16 protein-coding genes and 1 pseudogene are annotated in these 16,147 nt (G+C 64.8%); 8 read left to right on the plus strand and 9 right to left on the minus strand.

What is annotated here, in order from left to right; translation table 11 throughout:
* Positions 1–104 precede the first annotated feature (104 nt).
* Together ACE10Z_RS02460 and ACE10Z_RS02465 are read left to right on the plus strand one after the other, a co-directional pair.
* Positions 105–500, plus strand: coding sequence for a YciI family protein (locus ACE10Z_RS02460; protein ID WP_097670979.1), 396 nt, complete (start codon positions 105–107; stop codon positions 498–500).
* A gap of 87 nt (positions 501–587) precedes the next feature.
* Positions 588–1,871 (plus strand): RNA polymerase sigma factor, encoded by a 1,284-nt coding sequence (locus tag ACE10Z_RS02465; protein WP_375786526.1) that lies wholly within the window; start codon positions 588–590, stop codon positions 1,869–1,871.
* A gap of 20 nt (positions 1,872–1,891) precedes the next feature.
* On the opposite strand, the gene ACE10Z_RS02470 is transcribed toward ACE10Z_RS02465, so the two are convergent.
* Positions 1,892–2,332 (minus strand): hydrogenase, encoded by a 441-nt coding sequence (locus ACE10Z_RS02470; RefSeq protein WP_375786527.1) that lies wholly within the window; start codon positions 2,330–2,332, stop codon positions 1,892–1,894.
* Positions 2,333–2,577: 245 nt separating this feature from the next.
* On the opposite strand from ACE10Z_RS02470, the gene ACE10Z_RS02475 reads away from it, so the two are divergent.
* Positions 2,578–3,606 carry a putative zinc-binding metallopeptidase gene (locus tag ACE10Z_RS02475; protein WP_375786528.1) on the plus strand — a complete coding sequence of 343 codons (1,029 nt, stop codon included), beginning with the start codon at positions 2,578–2,580 and terminating at the stop codon, positions 3,604–3,606.
* Complete coding sequence (locus ACE10Z_RS02480; protein ID WP_171947882.1) at positions 3,603–4,637, plus strand: ATP-grasp domain-containing protein; 1,035 nt, start codon at positions 3,603–3,605, stop codon at positions 4,635–4,637. Before ACE10Z_RS02475 ends, ACE10Z_RS02480 begins: the two co-directional genes overlap by 4 nt.
* 9 nt (positions 4,638–4,646) lie before the next feature.
* On the opposite strand, the gene ACE10Z_RS02485 is transcribed toward ACE10Z_RS02480, so the two are convergent.
* From ACE10Z_RS02485 to ACE10Z_RS02495, 3 genes are all read right to left on the minus strand, one after another.
* Positions 4,647–4,919, minus strand: a complete 273-nt coding sequence (locus ACE10Z_RS02485; RefSeq protein WP_375786529.1) for a hypothetical protein — start codon at positions 4,917–4,919, stop codon at positions 4,647–4,649.
* A gap of 364 nt (positions 4,920–5,283) precedes the next feature.
* Entirely contained in the window at positions 5,284–6,030 is a 747-nt protein-coding gene (locus ACE10Z_RS02490; protein WP_375786530.1) for a Crp/Fnr family transcriptional regulator, read from the minus strand.
* Positions 6,031–6,046: 16 nt separating this feature from the next.
* Positions 6,047–7,024: a lytic transglycosylase domain-containing protein gene (locus ACE10Z_RS02495; RefSeq protein WP_375786531.1), complete on the minus strand. Its 978-nt coding sequence runs from the start codon at positions 7,022–7,024 to the stop codon at positions 6,047–6,049.
* A gap of 187 nt (positions 7,025–7,211) precedes the next feature.
* Here ACE10Z_RS02495 and ACE10Z_RS02500 point away from each other — a divergent pair, with 187 nt between their 5' ends.
* The 3 genes and pseudogenes from ACE10Z_RS02500 to ACE10Z_RS02510 form a co-directional block, all read left to right on the plus strand.
* Complete coding sequence (locus ACE10Z_RS02500) at positions 7,212–8,210, plus strand: L,D-transpeptidase (protein WP_375786532.1); 999 nt, start codon at positions 7,212–7,214, stop codon at positions 8,208–8,210.
* A 146-nt stretch (positions 8,211–8,356) separates the two neighbouring features.
* Positions 8,357–9,892 carry a serine hydrolase domain-containing protein gene (locus ACE10Z_RS02505; RefSeq protein WP_375786533.1) on the plus strand — a complete coding sequence of 512 codons (1,536 nt, stop codon included), beginning with the start codon at positions 8,357–8,359 and terminating at the stop codon, positions 9,890–9,892.
* 175 nt (positions 9,893–10,067) lie between these two features.
* Positions 10,068–11,183: pseudogene (locus ACE10Z_RS02510) on the plus strand (integrase core domain-containing protein); the annotation flags it as partial.
* A 454-nt stretch (positions 11,184–11,637) separates the two neighbouring features.
* Here ACE10Z_RS02510 and ACE10Z_RS02515 read toward each other — a convergent pair.
* Complete coding sequence (locus tag ACE10Z_RS02515) at positions 11,638–11,814, minus strand: hypothetical protein (RefSeq protein ID WP_375786534.1); 177 nt, start codon at positions 11,812–11,814, stop codon at positions 11,638–11,640.
* A 369-nt stretch (positions 11,815–12,183) separates the two neighbouring features.
* On the opposite strand from ACE10Z_RS02515, the gene ACE10Z_RS02520 reads away from it, so the two are divergent.
* A complete protein-coding gene (locus ACE10Z_RS02520; protein ID WP_375786535.1) occupies positions 12,184–12,327 on the plus strand; it encodes a hypothetical protein in 144 nt (47 codons plus the stop codon).
* 121 nt (positions 12,328–12,448) lie between these two features.
* On the opposite strand, the gene ACE10Z_RS02525 is transcribed toward ACE10Z_RS02520, so the two are convergent.
* Genes ACE10Z_RS02525 through ACE10Z_RS02540 form a run of 4 tightly spaced genes read right to left on the minus strand, consistent with a single transcriptional unit; the run spans position 12,449 to position 16,051 of the window.
* Positions 12,449–13,204: a GntR family transcriptional regulator gene (locus ACE10Z_RS02525; RefSeq protein ID WP_298373612.1), complete on the minus strand. Its 756-nt coding sequence runs from the start codon at positions 13,202–13,204 to the stop codon at positions 12,449–12,451.
* Between the two features lie 6 nt (positions 13,205–13,210).
* Positions 13,211–14,191, minus strand: coding sequence for a Gfo/Idh/MocA family protein (locus ACE10Z_RS02530; RefSeq protein WP_375786536.1), 981 nt, complete (start codon positions 14,189–14,191; stop codon positions 13,211–13,213).
* On the minus strand, positions 14,188–15,072 hold the full coding sequence (locus ACE10Z_RS02535; RefSeq protein ID WP_375786537.1) for an NAD(P)-dependent oxidoreductase: 885 nt from the start codon (positions 15,070–15,072) through the stop codon (positions 14,188–14,190). Before ACE10Z_RS02535 ends, ACE10Z_RS02530 begins: the two co-directional genes overlap by 4 nt.
* A gap of 19 nt (positions 15,073–15,091) precedes the next feature.
* Complete coding sequence (locus ACE10Z_RS02540) at positions 15,092–16,051, minus strand: Bug family tripartite tricarboxylate transporter substrate binding protein (protein ID WP_375786538.1); 960 nt, start codon at positions 16,049–16,051, stop codon at positions 15,092–15,094.
* Between the last annotated feature and the right edge of the window lie 96 nt (positions 16,052–16,147).

Genomic DNA, 16,147 nt, shown 5'->3' on the forward strand with positions numbered 1-16,147 from the left:
ATTCCCTTTTCCTTGTCGATCCGGCATGCCCCGGATCGTCGTTTCCCATAGCGAGCCGGTTTTGCGGCGATGACCGTCGCTTCTCGCTCTACAGGAGTTTTCCGATGCGGTTCATGTATATCGTCACCTCCGCCCAGCCCCCGCGCCCGCCGACGCCGGCCCTGATGGAGGCGATGGGCAAGCTCGCCGAGCGGGAAATCAAGGCCGGCCGCATGATCGACACCGGCGGGCTGCTGCCGGTCGCGATGGGGGCCCAGGTCCGCATCACCGACGGCAAGCTCAACGTGATCGACGGGCCGTTCGTCGAGGCCAAGGAGATGATCGGCGGCTACGCGATCTTCGAGCTCCGCAACAAGGAAGAGGCGGTCGCGGCCGCGGTGGAGTTCATGCAGCTGCACAAGGAGCATATGCCCGGTTGGGACGGCACCTGCGAGGTGCGTCCCTTCGCCACCCCGGGCGTCGACGGCGCCTGCCAGGTCGATGTGTCCGCTATCGCCTGATGCGCAGCGGACAGGGCGCGTTCACGCGAGGCGGCCTCCGGTTCGCGTGAGGAAAGCGCGTCCAGACGGCAACCCAGGTCGGCGGCGATGACGGCCGCCGACCTCCAGGCGACGATCCTTGCGGTGTGGCGCATCGAGCAGCCGCGGCTGATCACCAGCCTGTCGCGGATGCTGCGCGACGTGCCGCTCGCCGAGGATCTGACCCAGGAAGCGCTGATCGCGGCGCTCGAGCACTGGCCGCTCAGTGGCGTGCCGGAGAAGCCGGGCGCCTGGCTGATGGCGACCGCCAAGCGGCGTGCGCTCGATCATATCAGGCGCAACCGCATGCTGACCGAAAAGCACAGCATGCTTGCGCATGATCTGGTACGGGAGCAGGAGACCATGCCCGATTTCGATTCCGCGCTCGACGACGACATCGGCGACGAATTGCTGCGGCTGATCTTCACCGCCTGCCATCCGCTGCTGTCGCGCGAGGCTCGCGCCGCGCTGGCGCTTCGGATGATCTGCGGTCTCACCACCGAGGAGATCGCGCGCGCCTTCCTGCAGGCGGAGGCGACCATCGCCCAGCGTATTGTGCGCGCCAAGCGCACGCTGTCGGAGTCAGGTCTGGCCTACGAGACGCCGCGTGGCGAGGCGCTGTCGGAGCGGCTCGCCTCGGTGCTCGAGGTCGCCTATTTGATCTTCAACGAGGGCTATACCGCGGCGAGCGGCGACGAATGGCTGCGGCCGCAGCTCTGCAACGAGGCGCTGCGCATCGGCCGCGTGCTGACCTCGATCGCGCCGCACGAGCCGGAGGCGCACGGCCTGCTGGCGCTGATGGAATTCAACGCCTCGCGGATGGCGGCGCGCACCGACGCGGCCGGCGAGCCGATCCTGCTGACGGAGCAGAACCGCGCGCTGTGGGACCGCCTGCAGATCCGCCGCGGGCAACTGGCGCTGGCGCGTGCCCGCGAGCTCGGCGGCGCCGGCGGCTTCTACGCGCTGCAGGCCGCGATCGCCGCCTGCCACGCCGAGGCCGATACGCCTGACGCGACCGACTGGCGCCGCATCGCCGCGCTGTACGGCGATCTCGCCGCGCTGCTGGATTCGCCAGTGATCGAGCTCAACCGCGCGGTTGCGATCGGCATGGCCGAAGGGCCGCAGGCGGCGCTTGCGATCGTCGACGGTCTCGCGGACGAGCCGGCGCTGAAAGCCTATCATCTGCTGCCGAGCGTGCGCGGCGATCTGCTGCAACGGCTGAGCCGCTTTGCGGAGGCACACACCGCGTTCGAGGCCGCCGCCGCATTGGCCGGCAATGCGCGGGAGCGTGAGCTGCTCAAACGCCGCGCTGCGGTCGCGGCACGCGCCGCGCAAGATCACGGCCAGCGCTAGCGACGGGAAGTCAGGAGAAGCTATCTCGCGTCACGGGAAAGCGCAGCCTTGCCGCGCAGCCCCCACAGCAGCAAGATCGATGCTGCGATGATCGCAAGACCGATCGAGACGAACCCTATGGTCACCAGCGTTTCCTGCCACGGCGCGGCACCACGCCCGGCCGCAGTGACCGGTGACAGTGCGCCGGTTCCGAGAACGGCAGCGAGCGTTGTCACGGCCCAGTTGCCGTATGTCCCGCAGAGCAGCGCCCAGTAGGCTACGGCGCTCGCGCGGGGCGGCAGCCTGACCTCGCTCCAGATCGCGCCGACTGCGAGCAGGAACGTGCCGTTCATCACGCCTTCGAGATGCGCCGCGAGCGCCATCCGCACATTGCTGAAGTGCTGCTCGAGCAGGCCGGTCAACAGCCCGATCAGGAACAGGGCCATGCCGTGAAAAAGCAGCCGCCGTCGCCGATCATCCATGTCGCCCCCTCAAAGAACCTTGCCCGGAAAACGGCCCAATCATAACAGAAGGCGCGAAGCTGTCCCTGCGGCGATCTGGGCCATGGCCCGGCTCTCGGCGTCCTGCCGATCTGTGGCTGAAGCACGGCGGCGGGGCCGGCACAAAGCGGCACGGACCGGAGTCTGGCGCAAAAGCCCGGCGGTTGTTGCCGGCGGCAACCTATGACACCATCCAGATTCCGGTTTGTTTTTGACTTTGGAAGCCTATGCCGCGCCGCAAATTTGCCTGGGAGAAGCTCACGGATGCGCAGTTGCTCGAGCAACGCCTCAGCAGTCTGAGGGTTGCGGTCGAAGGCACCTGGCTCGCGGATTGTGTCAGCACACTCTACGAAGAGCTCGAAGAGCGCGGCATCCGGCTGCGGCCGCACGCATGGATCTCGAGCGAATGGTTCAGCCCGGCCGATGTGCCCGGCATCGCCATTCCATTCTATCTCGCCCATCCCCGCCTGATGAAGCTCGAGAAGAAGATGATGCTCGACGTCGAGGGCGCCTCGTGGTCCGAGTGCATGGCCATTCTCCGCCACGAGGCGGGGCACGCCATACAGCACGGCTACCAGCTGCAACGCCGCCGGCGCTGGCAACAGCTGTTCGGCCCGTCGTCGCAACACTATCCGCGCTACTACCGGCCCAATCCGGCCAGCCGCAACTATGTCCAGCATCTCAGGCTCTGGTACGCGCAGAGCCATCCCGACGAGGATTTCGCCGAAACCTTCGCGGTGTGGCTGCGGCCGCGTTCGAACTGGCGGACGCGGTATGCCGGCTGGCCGGCGCTGAAGAAGCTCGAATATGTCGACGAGCTGATGGGCGAGATCGCGGGCAACCGGCCGTTGCTCACGACGCGCGAGCGGGTCGATCCGCTGCATACGCTCAAGCAGACGCTCGGCGAACACTACAAGAAGAAGCAGGCGTTCTACGCGTTCACGCCGCCGAAGACCTACGACCGCGATCTGTCCAAGCTGTTCTCTGCCGATCCGCGGCATCACCGGCATCCGCCGGCTGCGTCCTTCATCAGGCGGCACCGCGCCCAGATCAGGCAGCTGGTCGCGCGGTGGACCGGCGAGAACCAGCTGACGCTCGATGCGGTGCTCGACGACATGATCTCGCGCTGCCGCGAGCTCAATCTGCGTGCCGTCGGCCCCGAGCAGAAGCTGGTGACCAATTTCACCATCCTGCTGACCGCCAAGACCATGCACGCGCTGTTCGGCCCGTCGCGCCGGAAATGGATCGCGCTATGAAACACTTTCGCATTCTGGTGCTGATGCACCCGGACTGTGTGCCGCCGGACTCCAGCGACGGATACTCCGCGCGGGAAATCAACGAGTGGAAAACCGAATACGACGTGGTGAGTACCCTGCGTGCGGCCGGCCATGAGGTTCGTCCGCTCGGCGTGCAGGAGGAAATCAAGCCGGTGCGCGACGAGATCGAGGGCTTCAAGCCGCACGTGGTGTTCACGCTGCTGGAGGAGTTTCACTACGACGTCGTGTATGACCAGCACATCGCGAGCTATCTCGAGCTGATGAAGATCCCCTATACCGGGTGCAATCCGCGCGGCCTGATCCTGGCGCGCGGCAAGGATCTGTCCAAGACACTGGTGCATCACCGCCGCATCCCGGTGCCGGCCTTCGCCGTGTTCCCGATGCGCCGCAAGGTCAAGCGGCCGCCGCGGCTTGCGCTGCCGCTGATCGTCAAGAGCCTGAGCAGCGATGGATCGCTCGGTATCTCGCAGGCATCGATCGTCGATACCGACGAGAAGCTCGCGGAGCGCGTCGCCTTCATCCATGAGCGGATCGGAACGGCCGCGATTGCCGAGCAGTTCATCGAGGGACGCGAGCTCTATGTCGGCGTGATCGGCAACAACAGGCTGCGCGTCCTGCCGGTTTGGGAATTGAAGTTCGGCAGCATGGGCGGCCCCGCTGCGCGCCAGATCGCCACCGAAAAGGTCAAGCACGATACCAGCTATCAGGAGCGCATCGGAATTGCGGACGGGCCGGCGGAGGATCTTACGCCGGAACTGTCCGCCCATATTCAACGGCTGGCGAAGCGCATCTACCGGACCTTGGGGCTCGATGGCTACGCGCGCATCGACTTCCGCCTGTCCACCAACGGCGTTCCGTATTTCATCGAAGCCAATCCCAATCCCGAAATTGCCAAGAGCCAGGAGTTCGCAACAGCCGCCGGGCATGACGGACTGGATTACCCGGTTCTGTTGAATCGCATTGTGGCGCTCGGGATCAGCCGCGCCAAGGCCGGCGTATCGCTGGGCTGAATCGGAGCGTTAAAGGCTGCGCTGCATCAGGTGGCGTCGCGCGTCCTTGGGGATGAACATCGCAAACGTTTCCCTAACGCGCGCCGCCGGCGTCGCGTTGGCAGTGGCTTCCGGAGCGGATTCCGCCGTCGGGCGAAACGCATCCAACTCCGGCCAGCGCCGTGCGATCACGTCGCTCACGGGAACTGCCCTCAGCAAGCCGTCGCTGCGGCAGACATCGTAGACGTACAAAACGGCGAGAAAAATCGATACGACAACAAGGATCGTCCTGAAAATCGGCATTGTGATTGCGCCTTCTTGATTAAGGCGAACAATGCCCGGCGACGGTGAACCGCGCGTTTAGCGCGCCCGCTGATCGGCCGATACGGTTCCCAACTCATGAACGGGCTTGCGTAAACGGCTCGCTTACCAATGCCTTCAAGGTTGCGGCAACCAGCTTTCCTCACCGGCGGGAAAGAAGTCTCTGGCATCAAGAGACCAACAAGAAGACAGAGGAGGCACCATGTTCGTCGCCATTCGAGTCATGATCCTTATCGCCAGCGCTTACGCCGGCTCGGCCGTTGCAGAGATGCAGTTCGCGCCGCTGCCGAGCCTTGCGGCGTCGTCCGCGCCGTAGCAACGGCAAGCGACGCCGTGCCGCGGCGCGTTACGCCGGATTGGGCGTTGCCGCGGCAACTCCGATGGCGCGGGCTGCGTTTTCCGTCATCCGGGTCGCCGTCAGCCGCAGGAAATACAGCGACAGTCCTGGATTGCGTTCGCACAGCTTTCGCAGCGCGTCCTCGCTGATCCACAGCAAATCCACGTCGGTTGCCGCCATGGCGGTTTGGGTGCGGCGGCGCGCGAGTGAGAACAGTCCAATCTCTCCGAACAATTCGCCTGCCGATACCCCGCGATCGATCTCGGGAAACCTGACATCGCCCGATACGACCATGTACAGCAGGTCGGCGTCGTCGCCTTTCCTGAAGATCGTTTCCCCTGCCTTGATGTGCTTCGGCCGCATGAACGGTTGCAGCCAGCTTGGAGACAGGTCCGTCGCTGCGGCGCGCCTGGCTTTGCGAAGCAGCTGAACCATCTGGAACAGCAACACCACGTTCAGCGGAAGCAGAATGATGTGCAGGATGAGCACCGGGTAGATCCGGTCGCCCAATCCATAGCTGATGAATGCCAGGTTGCTGAATATCGCGACGGCGCGCAGGCTCAACATCGTGCTCATGCAGAACGTCAGCAACACAAGAGCCGACGCCAGGTAACCCAAGCCATCAATAAATATCATGACAGCGCCCACTGAAAAATGAATGGCAAGCAAAGCGATCTGAAAACGACCGGCAACATACACCAGGGCGTTTGTTTTCCTGAATGGAAATCCATCCGGCCCGCGCTTGCGGCGGTGCACGCGCCGTGACGTGGCCTCAGCTCGACGAGCGCGAACGCGAGGCCACGCGAATGGCACGACCCTTCGCCGAGTTTGCCTTGGCCGCGACGATGGCCGGGCGCGCGTTGCCGAGCCGGCCTGAACCGGACGAGCCCTTTCCGATCAGAAGCACGAGCCGCCTGCGCGTGCGGCTGGCGGCGGCCCTTGCCGCCTGCTGGGCGGCCTCGGCCTTGCGCATGAGCGTGGTCACGGCGGATGCGGCCAATGCCGAGACGAAAGCGACATCCTTCGACTTCGACAGGCCGCCGGTTCCCTCGCAAGGTGCTTCGCTCGGCAGGTCGATGCGAATGGCGAGCGTGTCGACATTCTCGATCCAATCCTCCGCCTTCGTTCCGGTGATGATCCGGACATAGTCGCGTGTCTCGCGCGGCAGCTCGCCTTGCCTGGCGAGCCACTTCTGGACCCGGCCGCTGGCGGCGTTGTAGGCGGCCGCCGCTAGGCCGAGATTGCCGAAGTCGTCACGCAACTTGCGGAGAAGTCTTGCGGAGGCGGGCAACGCCTTGAGCGGATCGAAGGGATCGTCGAGCCCGACTTCCGCGGCGGTCTCCGGCATGAACTGCGCAACGCCCTGCGCGCCAGCGTGGCTGACCTCGTTCGAGCGAAAGCGGCTCTCCTGCCAGATCAGGCGCGCAAAGAACGCGACGGGGATTTCACTCGCCTGGGCCGCGTCCTTCAAGGAGTGGCAGAACGTTTCGATCGCGGACGCCTGCGGCTCGGCCAGAGCATCGCGCTGCTCGACCGCAGGCGCCGGCGTTTCATTCTCCACCGTCGCACCGGGCGCCTCGCTGGCATCGGCGCTTTCGATGAAGCGGGCAGCAAAGGGAACGGCGTCCGTTGTGGTGTCGTGCGAGAGCGCAGGGGCCTGGGTTGTCGTGGTGTTGATGGAGCTTGGCGAACGATCGACGTCGAGCATCAAGACAAGAAACGCGGCAAGCGCCGCGATGAAGAATCGCATTTGCTTCGAGAGACCTGAACTGTGATGTGAGCTGCGCGCAAATGCGGTTCTGATAACGACTTTTTAGCGGGTCGATTGCGGCGAAGCCGCGATATCGGCTGTTCCACCGCAGAACTCCGCCGCTGTTTGCATTGGAACTTCGGCGCTTTCCGTAACTTTACGGAATGTAGCCACGTTGGGATGCACGATGTTCCGACATTTTTCCGTCGCGTGTTTTGCTGTTGTACTTTTGCTTGTCTCCGCCGCGCCAGTGGTGGCGGCGGGTCTCGATGCCGCCGCGATCAACGATGCGGCGGCGCCAACGGGAAAATTGCCGGGCCGTCACCAGGCCAGCGCCTCCATTGCCAAGCTCGAGATTATGCTCGATCGCGCGCACTTCTCTCCCGGCGAGATCGACGGCCAGCTCGGCGAGAACGCGCAGAAGGCGCTCACGGTGTTTGCCGGAGCGAATGGATTGCCGTTCGACAAGGCGGTCACGCCGGATCTCTGGAACAAGCTCGCCGCCGCCAGCGAAGGGCCCGCGGTCGTCAACTACACCATCGTCGATGCCGACGTGAAAGGCCCCTTCCTGGCGAAGGTCCCCGCCAAGATGGAGAGCATGCAGGACCTGCCCGCGCTGAACTACACCAGCCCGCGCGAAGCGCTGGCCGAGAAATTCCACATGAGCGAGGCGTTGCTTCAGGCACTCAATCCCGGCCAGAAGTTCGACAAGGCCGGTGACAGCATCGCGGTTGCCAACGTCCTCGACACTGGCGCTTCGGCGCCGGTTGCGCGCGTCGAAGTCGACAAGGCGCGACAGACGCTCAGCACATTCGACGCCGCAGGAAAGCTCACGGCCTTCTATCCCGCAACGGTCGGCAGCACCGAGAAACCGACGCCGAGCGGCACGTTGAAGGTGACGGCGATCAACAAGAACCCGACCTATCGCTACAATCCCGAATACAGGTTCAAGGGCGTCAAATCCAGGAAGCCGTTCACCATCAAACCCGGCCCCAACAATCCGGTCGGCTCGGTCTGGATCAATCTCTCGGCGGAAGGTTACGGCATCCACGGCACGCCCGATCCCGGCAAGGTCTCCAAGGCCGCGTCCCATGGCTGTGTTCGGCTGACGAACTGGGATGCGCAGCACGTCGCGGCCGGTGTCGCGAAGGGGACGCCGGTTACGTTCGTGGACGGGACGCGATAATGCGATAGGAGGGACCGAGCTGCGCCGGCCATCGGAAAGCGCTTCCGTCACGGCGGCACCGAGATTGACAGGTAATCCTGGGATCGCGGATGGTGCGGTGACAGCCGCATCCTGATGGGGCGCCGATGCATCTCAGACATTTGGCCGTGTCGACGCTACGGGGGCTGTCGCTTGCCGCGCTGATCTGGTCAGGCGCAGCCCGCGCAGAAGGGGCCGCCGATCCGGTGTGGCCGACCCGGCAATGGCAGACCACGACACCGGAAGAGCAGGGGATGGATTCCGCCGCGCTGGCGCGGCTCGTCAACTTTGGCGCGGCTCACAGTTTCGATAGTCTCCTGATTGCGCGTCATGGCCGGATCGTGCTCGACGCTTACTATGCGCCGTACACGCCGGAGATCCCGCATCTGATCAATTCCGTCACCAAGGCGGTGACCGGCACGCTGGTCGCGATGCTGCTCAAGGACAAGGTGCTCGACAGCCTCGACCATCGCATGGTGGATTTCTTCGGTGACCGCACCATCGCCAATCTCGATGGCCGCAAGCGGGCGATCACGATCCAGACCATGCTCGACATGACCTCGGGGATGGCCTGGACGGAGGGCGTCGAGGGCGGCAGGCCGGACTCGCTGATCGAATGGGGGCGTAGCCCCGATGCGATCCAGTTCATCCTGGACCGTCCGATGGCGAAGGCGCCGGGCGAGGCGTTCTATTACAACACCGGCAATCCGCAGCTATTGGCCGCGATCATCGACAAGCTCACTGGTGTGAGCGCGCGGGATTATGCGGTGACGAAACTGTTTCGTCCGCTCGGAATTGCCGCGCCGTACTGGCACAGTATCGCACCGGGGTTGACGCAGGGCGGCGGCGGGCTTCTGCTCGCACCGCGCGACGCCGCCAAGATCGGGCTGCTCTATCTACATGACGGCGAATGGGAGGGGCAGCGGCTGCTGCCGTCCGGCTGGGTCGATCGCATCAGGCACGCGACGACAGAGATGCACGCCTCGTTCGATCCGTCCCTGCACTACGCCAATTTCTTCTGGGTGATGCCGAAGCAGCAGGTCTTCATGGCGGTCGGCGACCGCTGCCAGCTGATCATGATCTTTCCCACGCTTGACATCGTCACGGTCGTGACCGCGCGCGACTACTGTTCGTTCGGCAGGATGGCCGACGACATTTCCGGCGCCGTCAAGTCCGACACGGCGCTGCCGGTGAACTCCGCCGGCGGCAATCAGCTCGCTGCGGCGCTGCGCGATAGCGCGACGGAAAAGCCGTCGGCGGTCGGTGCGGTGCCCGAGACCGCGGCTGCCATCTCGGGCAAGACCTGGCACTTCCCGGCCAATGGTCTCAATCTGCGGACGCTGACGCTGCATCTGACCGATCCGTTCGCGCACTATGAGCTGGAAACGGCGACGCCGGATGCGGCGCGGTCGGTAATCAAGTTGGCGGGACCGATCGGGCTCGACGGCACCTACCGTCTCGGCCAGCCAACGCCGCTCGGCGTGATGGCGCTGAAGGGGACGTGGCAAGACGGTCAGACGTTTGCGATCGACCTGCGCCTGGTCGGCGGCGATACCGACCGTAGATGGCTGCTCACATTCGACGGCGGCAAGGCCAGGCTCAGCGGCAAGGATCGCTCCGGCCACGATGTGCAGGTCGATGCGGAAGCGCAGGGCGCGCAATAACGATTCGTCATTTTGAGGCGATGCGCACGGTGCAACGACGGTGAGGTGAGCACGCTCTCAGGCTCCCTCTCCCGCAAGGGGAGGAAGCCCCTTGGTCCTAACCGGCTACATAGGTAACAGAATAGACCGGCGACATGGGTAACAGGTCAACTGATCGGCAAGGAGGAGCTTGCCGATGGGGTGGATGGAGACCTGTGCTGTGGATGAGCGGATGCGGTTTGTGGTTGCGGCGCAAAAGCACGAGGAGTCATTTGCGGCGGTGTGTCGGCGGTTCGGAGTGAGCCGTCGGGTGGGCTACAAATGGCTTGCACGGTTCGAGGAAGAAGGCGCGGCCGGACTGTTCGATCGTCCGCGAGCTCCTCTGCATCGTCCGCAAAGCGTTGCGGAGGAGATCGCCGAGCGCTGCCTTGAGGTGCGTCGGGCGCATCCGACCTGGGGGCCGATCAAGGTGCTGGCCTTTCTTGAACGGAAGTCACCTCGGACGGCATGGCCTGCGGCAAGCACGATCGGCGAGCTGTTCGATCGTGAGGGCCTGACGGTGAAGCGCAAGCTGCGCCGGCGTAGCCCGCCCTCGAGCGCGCCCTTTGCCGGTTGCGATGCAGCCAACGATACCTGGTGCATCGACTTCAAGGGCTGGTTCCTGACCGGGGACGGCATGCGCTGCGAGCCGCTGACGATCACCGATGCCTACAGCCGCTACCTGCTGCGCTGCCAGGTTCTGGCGCGCACCGACACGGATCATGTCTGGCCGGTGCTGGACGCGGCGTTCCGCGAGTTTGGGTTGCCGCATTACATGCGCTCGGACAACGGCTCGCCGTTTGCCTCGCGCGGCGCCGGAGGATTGTCGCGGCTGTCGGTCAAGCTGATCAAAGCCGGCGTGACGCCAGAGCGCATTGCACCGGGCAAACCTCAGCAGAACGGCCGCCATGAACGCATGCATCTGACCCTGCTGCAAGACGTTGCCAGTCCGCCGGCTCCCACCATGCGCGAGCAGCTCAAGCGCTTGCACAGCTTCCAGCATCTCTACAACCAAGAACGTCCGCACCAATCGCTCGACAACGCCACGCCAGCCGACCGTTACCAAGCCTCCTCGCGCCGCTTCCACGGTGTCTTGCGCGAGCCGGAATACGCTGACGATCAGGAGGTCCGCTCGGTCCGGCAGAACGGAGAGATCAAGTGGCTGGGCAACACGATCTACATCAGCGAAGCGCTGATCGGTGAGCCCGTCGGCCTGGCCGAGGACCAAGACGGCTGGACCGTCAGCTATGGCCCGATCGTGCTCGGCACGATCGCTCGCCGCGGTGACCAACTCCGCAGGCCGAGACGCAAAGCAAGAGGCTGTGGACTTGAGGACAACGCTGCGCGTTGCCCTCAGGGTCCACAGCCTCAACAACAACAGACCTGAACGAAACGAGAATTGTGTTACCCATGTCGTCGGTCTGAACTGTTACCCATGTTGCCGGTTGCTCACCCTTCCGCCGCTAGCTCCCTCACGCGCGCGCCACTGAGTGCCCGGCGGCCGAGAGGGCGGAACGAAGAGCAAAGCTCGGACGATTGATGACGTGAGGATGCGAAGCTGTATCCTCGTTCACAGCCGTCATCGCCCGGCTCGACCGGGCGATCCAGTACGCCGCGGCTTCTCGGCTCAAGCACAGGCGTCTCTGGAATACTGGATCACCCGCATGCGCGGGTGATGACACCGAGTAGCTGTTCGACAGTTGAATCGGAAGCGGGCGGCGGCGCGCCTAATGGTCGGTCTTCGGCGTCTTGGCTGCGAAGTCGAGGCCGAGCCGGATGGCGCGTTCCTGGCGCTCTTCCGTCAGGAACTGCAACTCCCGTTCCAGCGATCGCGCGACCTCGTCCTGCGTTTCCTTGGCGTGGCGGCGGGAGCCGCCGTGCGGTTTGGCCGATTGGGCAGTCACGGGAGAACCCTTGTCATCGCAGTGTCACAGGCCCTGATGCCACGGCCGGAGTCCGGCGGACAATCAAAAAGAATTCAGCGGGAGCTCTTTGGAACGTTTGTTGTGCATCTGACTCAAATTTAAGCAGGATATTCTCTTAGCCTTCCGCGAACGCCGAAGCCGTTGAGACCCGCGGTCTCATCAATTCGGATGAGAGGGCCCGGTTCCCACGAAATCATTTCCGGATTCGCACGAAGACGTCCCGAAACCGACAAGGTCTAACCTTAGTAGCGTTGTGAAGGACGGGTGCCTGGTGAGACGCTGACGATTGAGGTCGTGAGATTCACGACCGAGGTTGTAAGGTTCGTCGGTGCACCTGAGACGTTGGGGATGATCTCGGAAATGAAGAAGCCGAATGCTGTGCCATATGTCTGGGCCGCCGCGCTGATCGCCGTCGTGATCTGGGGCGTGAGCGGAACCCCGCAGATGGCACATACCTCTGCCAGCAGCACGCATCTGGCTCGGGCGCGCTAGCGCGATTTCAAGCGAACTGGCACCCGGTTCGCGTCAAGACAACGCGTCTCCACAAAAGCCAGAGCGTTTTCGAGCGAAGCGGACACCGGTTCGCGTGAAGAAAACGCGTCAAAACTAGAATCTAGAGCTTCGGTCGCAGCGAGCGCTGCATATCCATCGTGTAGGTGTAGCGCCCTTCCGGGTGCGTGGTGATGGTGACCTCGAACAGTTCCTCGCGCAAGCCGTAGTAGCGACGTACCACGGTGAGCGCCGGCGATCCGGTCTTGACGCCGAGTGCCTTGGCGATCGGCGCCGGCATCCCCCGCACGAAGATTTCCATCTGCGCACGCTCGGTGACCTGGCCATACATCTTGGCGATCTGCTCATGCACCGGGGTGCGGCCGTGGTCGCTGCGGGTCACGACATCGGCGAAGCGGCGCAGCACGTAGATCTCGGTCCAGCCGAGCGGAGCTGCGAACTGGTCGGAGCGGCGCACGGCCTCGATCAGGAACCAGCTCTTGCCGGGCTCGCATTTCAGGAGCGCAGCCAGCTTGCGGTCGGCGACGATGTCGCTGCTGCCAACCACGTCGCGGTAGGTCTCGTTGGAATAGCGCAGCCACTCGCCGAGCGACTTGACGCTGTGGGTGAACAGCACGGGCGGTTCGGATGCGATCACCACCGAACCGAGGCCGGCGCGGCGCACGATCAGGCCCTGGTCGATCAGGATGCGCAGCGCCTCGCGCACGGTCTGGCGGCTCGCCTGATAGCTCGCCATCAACTCGGTTTCGGTCGGCAGCAGATTGCCGACCGCGTAGGTGCCGAGACGGATGTCCTTCTGCAGCCCGGTGGCGATGTCGCGGTAGCGGGACGATCTCGCCCTCTCCGGTTGTTCAGACATGGCGGATCACTGGTATGCCAAATGGCAGGCAACCGGATGTCCAGACTGCATCGACTGCAACGCGGCTTCGAACGCTGAGAGCGTCGCCAGCACATCCGCTTCGGGCACCGGGAACGGCTGCCTTCGTTCGACCGCGTCGGCAAAGGCGGCAAGTTCCGCAGTGAGCGTGTTGACCGCCGGATAGCGCGTCGTCGCAGGCGTCTCGCCGGATTTCCGTAGCACCATCGTCCCTTCGTCGAGCACCTCTGCGGATCCCTTCGTCCCGAACACATGCACGCGCCAATAGAACGGTGTTGCGCGGACAGTAGCAAGGGTTGCACTCACGCCATTCACAAATTCAATCGCTAAAGTTGCAGTGTCGAGCGGCGGCGGTCCGGCCTCGCGCTCACTCAACCGGGCATAAACCTGTCGGGCGGGACCAAGCAGGCTGACGAAGCCGTCGAGCACATGCAGGCCCGCGCCGGTCAGCCCACCGCCCGGCGACTCCTCGGGCGACAGCCGCCAGCCCTGCGTGATGCCTTGCGAGTTCTCGTTGCTGTTGTGGCCCTCGACATGCAGGATCGTGCCGAGCTCGCCGCCTGCGACAATCGCGCGCAGCGCCTGCATCGACGGCCAGAACCGGCGGTTATGCCCGACCGCGAGCAGCACGCCGGCATTGCGGCAGGCTGCGAACATTTCGGCCGCGTCGCTGCGCCTGAGCGCCAGCGGCTTCTCGCAAAACACCTGCTTGCCGGCCGCGGCGGCCGCGATCACCTGGCTCCTGTGCAGCGAATGCGGTGTCGCCAGTAGCACCGCATCGATGGCGGGGTCGGCGAGGACATCGTCCAGGCTGGCCGCAGGCGACAGGCCATGCGCCGCGCAGAAGCTCGCGGCGCTGGCCGTGTCGGGTTCCACCGCATGGACGATCCTCAGCCGCGGCTCACTCTGCGCAGCCTCGACCAGCGCGCGGCCCCAGCGGCCGAGGCCCGCAATCGCACAATTGATCATGAGTGTTCCTTGTCCTGGTCGCGTCCGGCACGGATCGCCTCGATGACCGCGGCACTGTCGCTGTCCGGGCCTTGCAGCGCGATCGCCGCGCGCAGCAGCTCGGCCTGCACCGAGGTCAGCGGCAAGGGCAGGCCGTGCCGGCCGGCCTCCTGCAGGATCAGCTCGGCGTCCTTCAGGGTCTGCGCGATATGCGATTGCGGCGCGAAATCCCGCGCCAGCATCTTCGGTCCCTTACTGTCCATCACGGCGGAATATGCTGCCGATTGCCGCGCCGTCGCAAGGAACGTCGCGCCGTCGAGGCCGAGGCTTTCGGCAAAGGCGATGCCTTCGGCCAAAGCGGCGCGGTTGTTCTGCAGGATCAGGTTGATGGCAAGCTTGGTGCGGCTGGCATGGCCGATCGCGCCGACATGGATCCGCTGCGGGCAGAGGATGTCGAGCGTCGCCGCGGTCGCAGCGATGACGTCGCGATCGCCGGCGACCAGCGCGGTGGCGGTGCCCGCGCGGACCTCGGCGCTGGTGCCCGAGATCGGCGCTTCGATGAAGGAGAGGCGCGAGCGCGCCGCGAATTCGGCAATCGCCGTGATCTCGCCGGGTGCGCAGGTCGTGGTGCAGATGACGAGCGGCGGCGCGGCGTTCGCGAGGTCCGGCAGCAAGCCCGTGACCTGGGCCGCGTCATACACCGCGATGACGATGGTCCGGCATCGCGCCGCCACGTCAGCGGCGAAGGCCGCGAACTCGGCGCCGCTGGCTCGCAATCCGTCCGTCTTCGCCGCATCGACGTCGAAGCCGATCACCCCGACACCGGCATCGATCAACCGCGCAGAAAGTGCCGATCCCATCAACCCCAGGCCAATCATGCCGACAGGTGTCTCGCGAGCCATGGTGCGACGCCACTTCGCGCTATTGCGGCTGGATGCCGGCCGCCTTGACCTCCGCCGACCAGCGCACGACCTCGCTCTTGACGAAGGCGCCGAACTCGGCCGGCGACAGCGGCGCCACCATCACGCCGACGTCGGCGAGCTTCTTCCGGGTCTCCGGCATTGCGAGGTACTTGGCGCACTCGGCGTAGATCTTGTTGACCACCGGATCCGGCGTGCCGGCGGGCGCGAACAGCCCGTACCAGATGGTGGCCTCGAAGCCGGGCATCGCTTCGGAGAGCGCGGGCAGGCCGGGCGTGAGTTCGTTGCGGGTCGCCGACGTCACGGCGATCCCGCGCAAGGTGCCGCCCTGCATCTGCGGGATCGCGACCGAGAAATCGCCGAAGGTCAGGTCGATGACGCCGGCCATCACGTCGGTCATCGCCTGCGGCACGCCGCGATATGAGGCCGCAATCAGCGCCAGGCCGCCGCGCGATTGCAGCTGCGCGATCGAGATTTGCGACGCACCGGAGCCGTAGCCCGCGGTCAGATTGGGGGTGGCCTTGGCGTAGGCGAGGAACTGCGGCAGGTCCTCGGCCGCGAGCTTCGGGTTGACCAGCAGCACCATCGCCGTGGTGGTGGTGCGGATCACCGGCGCGAAATCCTTCACCGGGGCGTAGGGCAGGCTCTTGAGCGTTGCGACGTTGCTGGCATGGGTGGTGTTGGTGCCCATCAACAGCGTGTAGCCGTCGGGCGCGCTGCGGGCGACTTCCTGGGCGCCGATGCTGCCGAGCGCGCCCGCACGATTCTCGATCAGCACGGTCTGGCCGAACGCGTCCTGGAGGTGCTGGCCGACCAGCCGCGCCACATTGTCGGGCCCGGCGCCGGCCGGAAACGGCACGATGATCTTGATTGGCCGTTGCGGGAAATCGTCCGCCGCCGAGGCCGGCAGGGCTGGAAGCGCAGCGAGCAGGACGACGAGCAGCCCCAGCCGTAACTTCATCCCGATCCCCTCCGCCTCTGCTTTTGACGAATTTATACGGACAAATAGATCAGAGTGGCAAGCATCAAGCCTATCGGAATATTGAGGTGCAGCATA

Source organism: Bradyrhizobium sp. Pha-3, from assembly GCF_042258615.1.
Taxonomy (GTDB): domain Bacteria; phylum Pseudomonadota; class Alphaproteobacteria; order Rhizobiales; family Xanthobacteraceae; genus Bradyrhizobium.

Excerpts from the sequence above, each read along its gene's own strand:
- ACE10Z_RS02460 (WP_097670979.1), top strand. The coding sequence starts at position 105 with ATGCGGTTCATGTATATCGTCACCTCCGCCCAGCCCCCGCGCCCGCCG.
- ACE10Z_RS02465 (WP_375786526.1), top strand. The coding sequence starts at position 588 with ATGACGGCCGCCGACCTCCAGGCGACGATCCTTGCGGTGTGGCGCATC.
- ACE10Z_RS02470 (WP_375786527.1), bottom strand. The coding sequence starts at position 2,332 with ATGGATGATCGGCGACGGCGGCTGCTTTTTCACGGCATGGCCCTGTTC.
- ACE10Z_RS02475 (WP_375786528.1), top strand. The coding sequence starts at position 2,578 with ATGCCGCGCCGCAAATTTGCCTGGGAGAAGCTCACGGATGCGCAGTTG.
- ACE10Z_RS02480 (WP_171947882.1), top strand. The coding sequence starts at position 3,603 with ATGAAACACTTTCGCATTCTGGTGCTGATGCACCCGGACTGTGTGCCG.
- ACE10Z_RS02485 (WP_375786529.1), bottom strand. The coding sequence starts at position 4,919 with ATGCCGATTTTCAGGACGATCCTTGTTGTCGTATCGATTTTTCTCGCC.
- ACE10Z_RS02495 (WP_375786531.1), bottom strand. The coding sequence starts at position 7,024 with ATGCGATTCTTCATCGCGGCGCTTGCCGCGTTTCTTGTCTTGATGCTC.
- ACE10Z_RS02500 (WP_375786532.1), top strand. The coding sequence starts at position 7,212 with ATGTTCCGACATTTTTCCGTCGCGTGTTTTGCTGTTGTACTTTTGCTT.
- ACE10Z_RS02520 (WP_375786535.1), top strand. The coding sequence starts at position 12,184 with ATGATCTCGGAAATGAAGAAGCCGAATGCTGTGCCATATGTCTGGGCC.
- ACE10Z_RS02525 (WP_298373612.1), bottom strand. The coding sequence starts at position 13,204 with ATGTCTGAACAACCGGAGAGGGCGAGATCGTCCCGCTACCGCGACATC.
- ACE10Z_RS02530 (WP_375786536.1), bottom strand. The coding sequence starts at position 14,191 with ATGATCAATTGTGCGATTGCGGGCCTCGGCCGCTGGGGCCGCGCGCTG.
- ACE10Z_RS02535 (WP_375786537.1), bottom strand. The coding sequence starts at position 15,072 with ATGGCTCGCGAGACACCTGTCGGCATGATTGGCCTGGGGTTGATGGGA.
- ACE10Z_RS02540 (WP_375786538.1), bottom strand. The coding sequence starts at position 16,051 with ATGAAGTTACGGCTGGGGCTGCTCGTCGTCCTGCTCGCTGCGCTTCCA.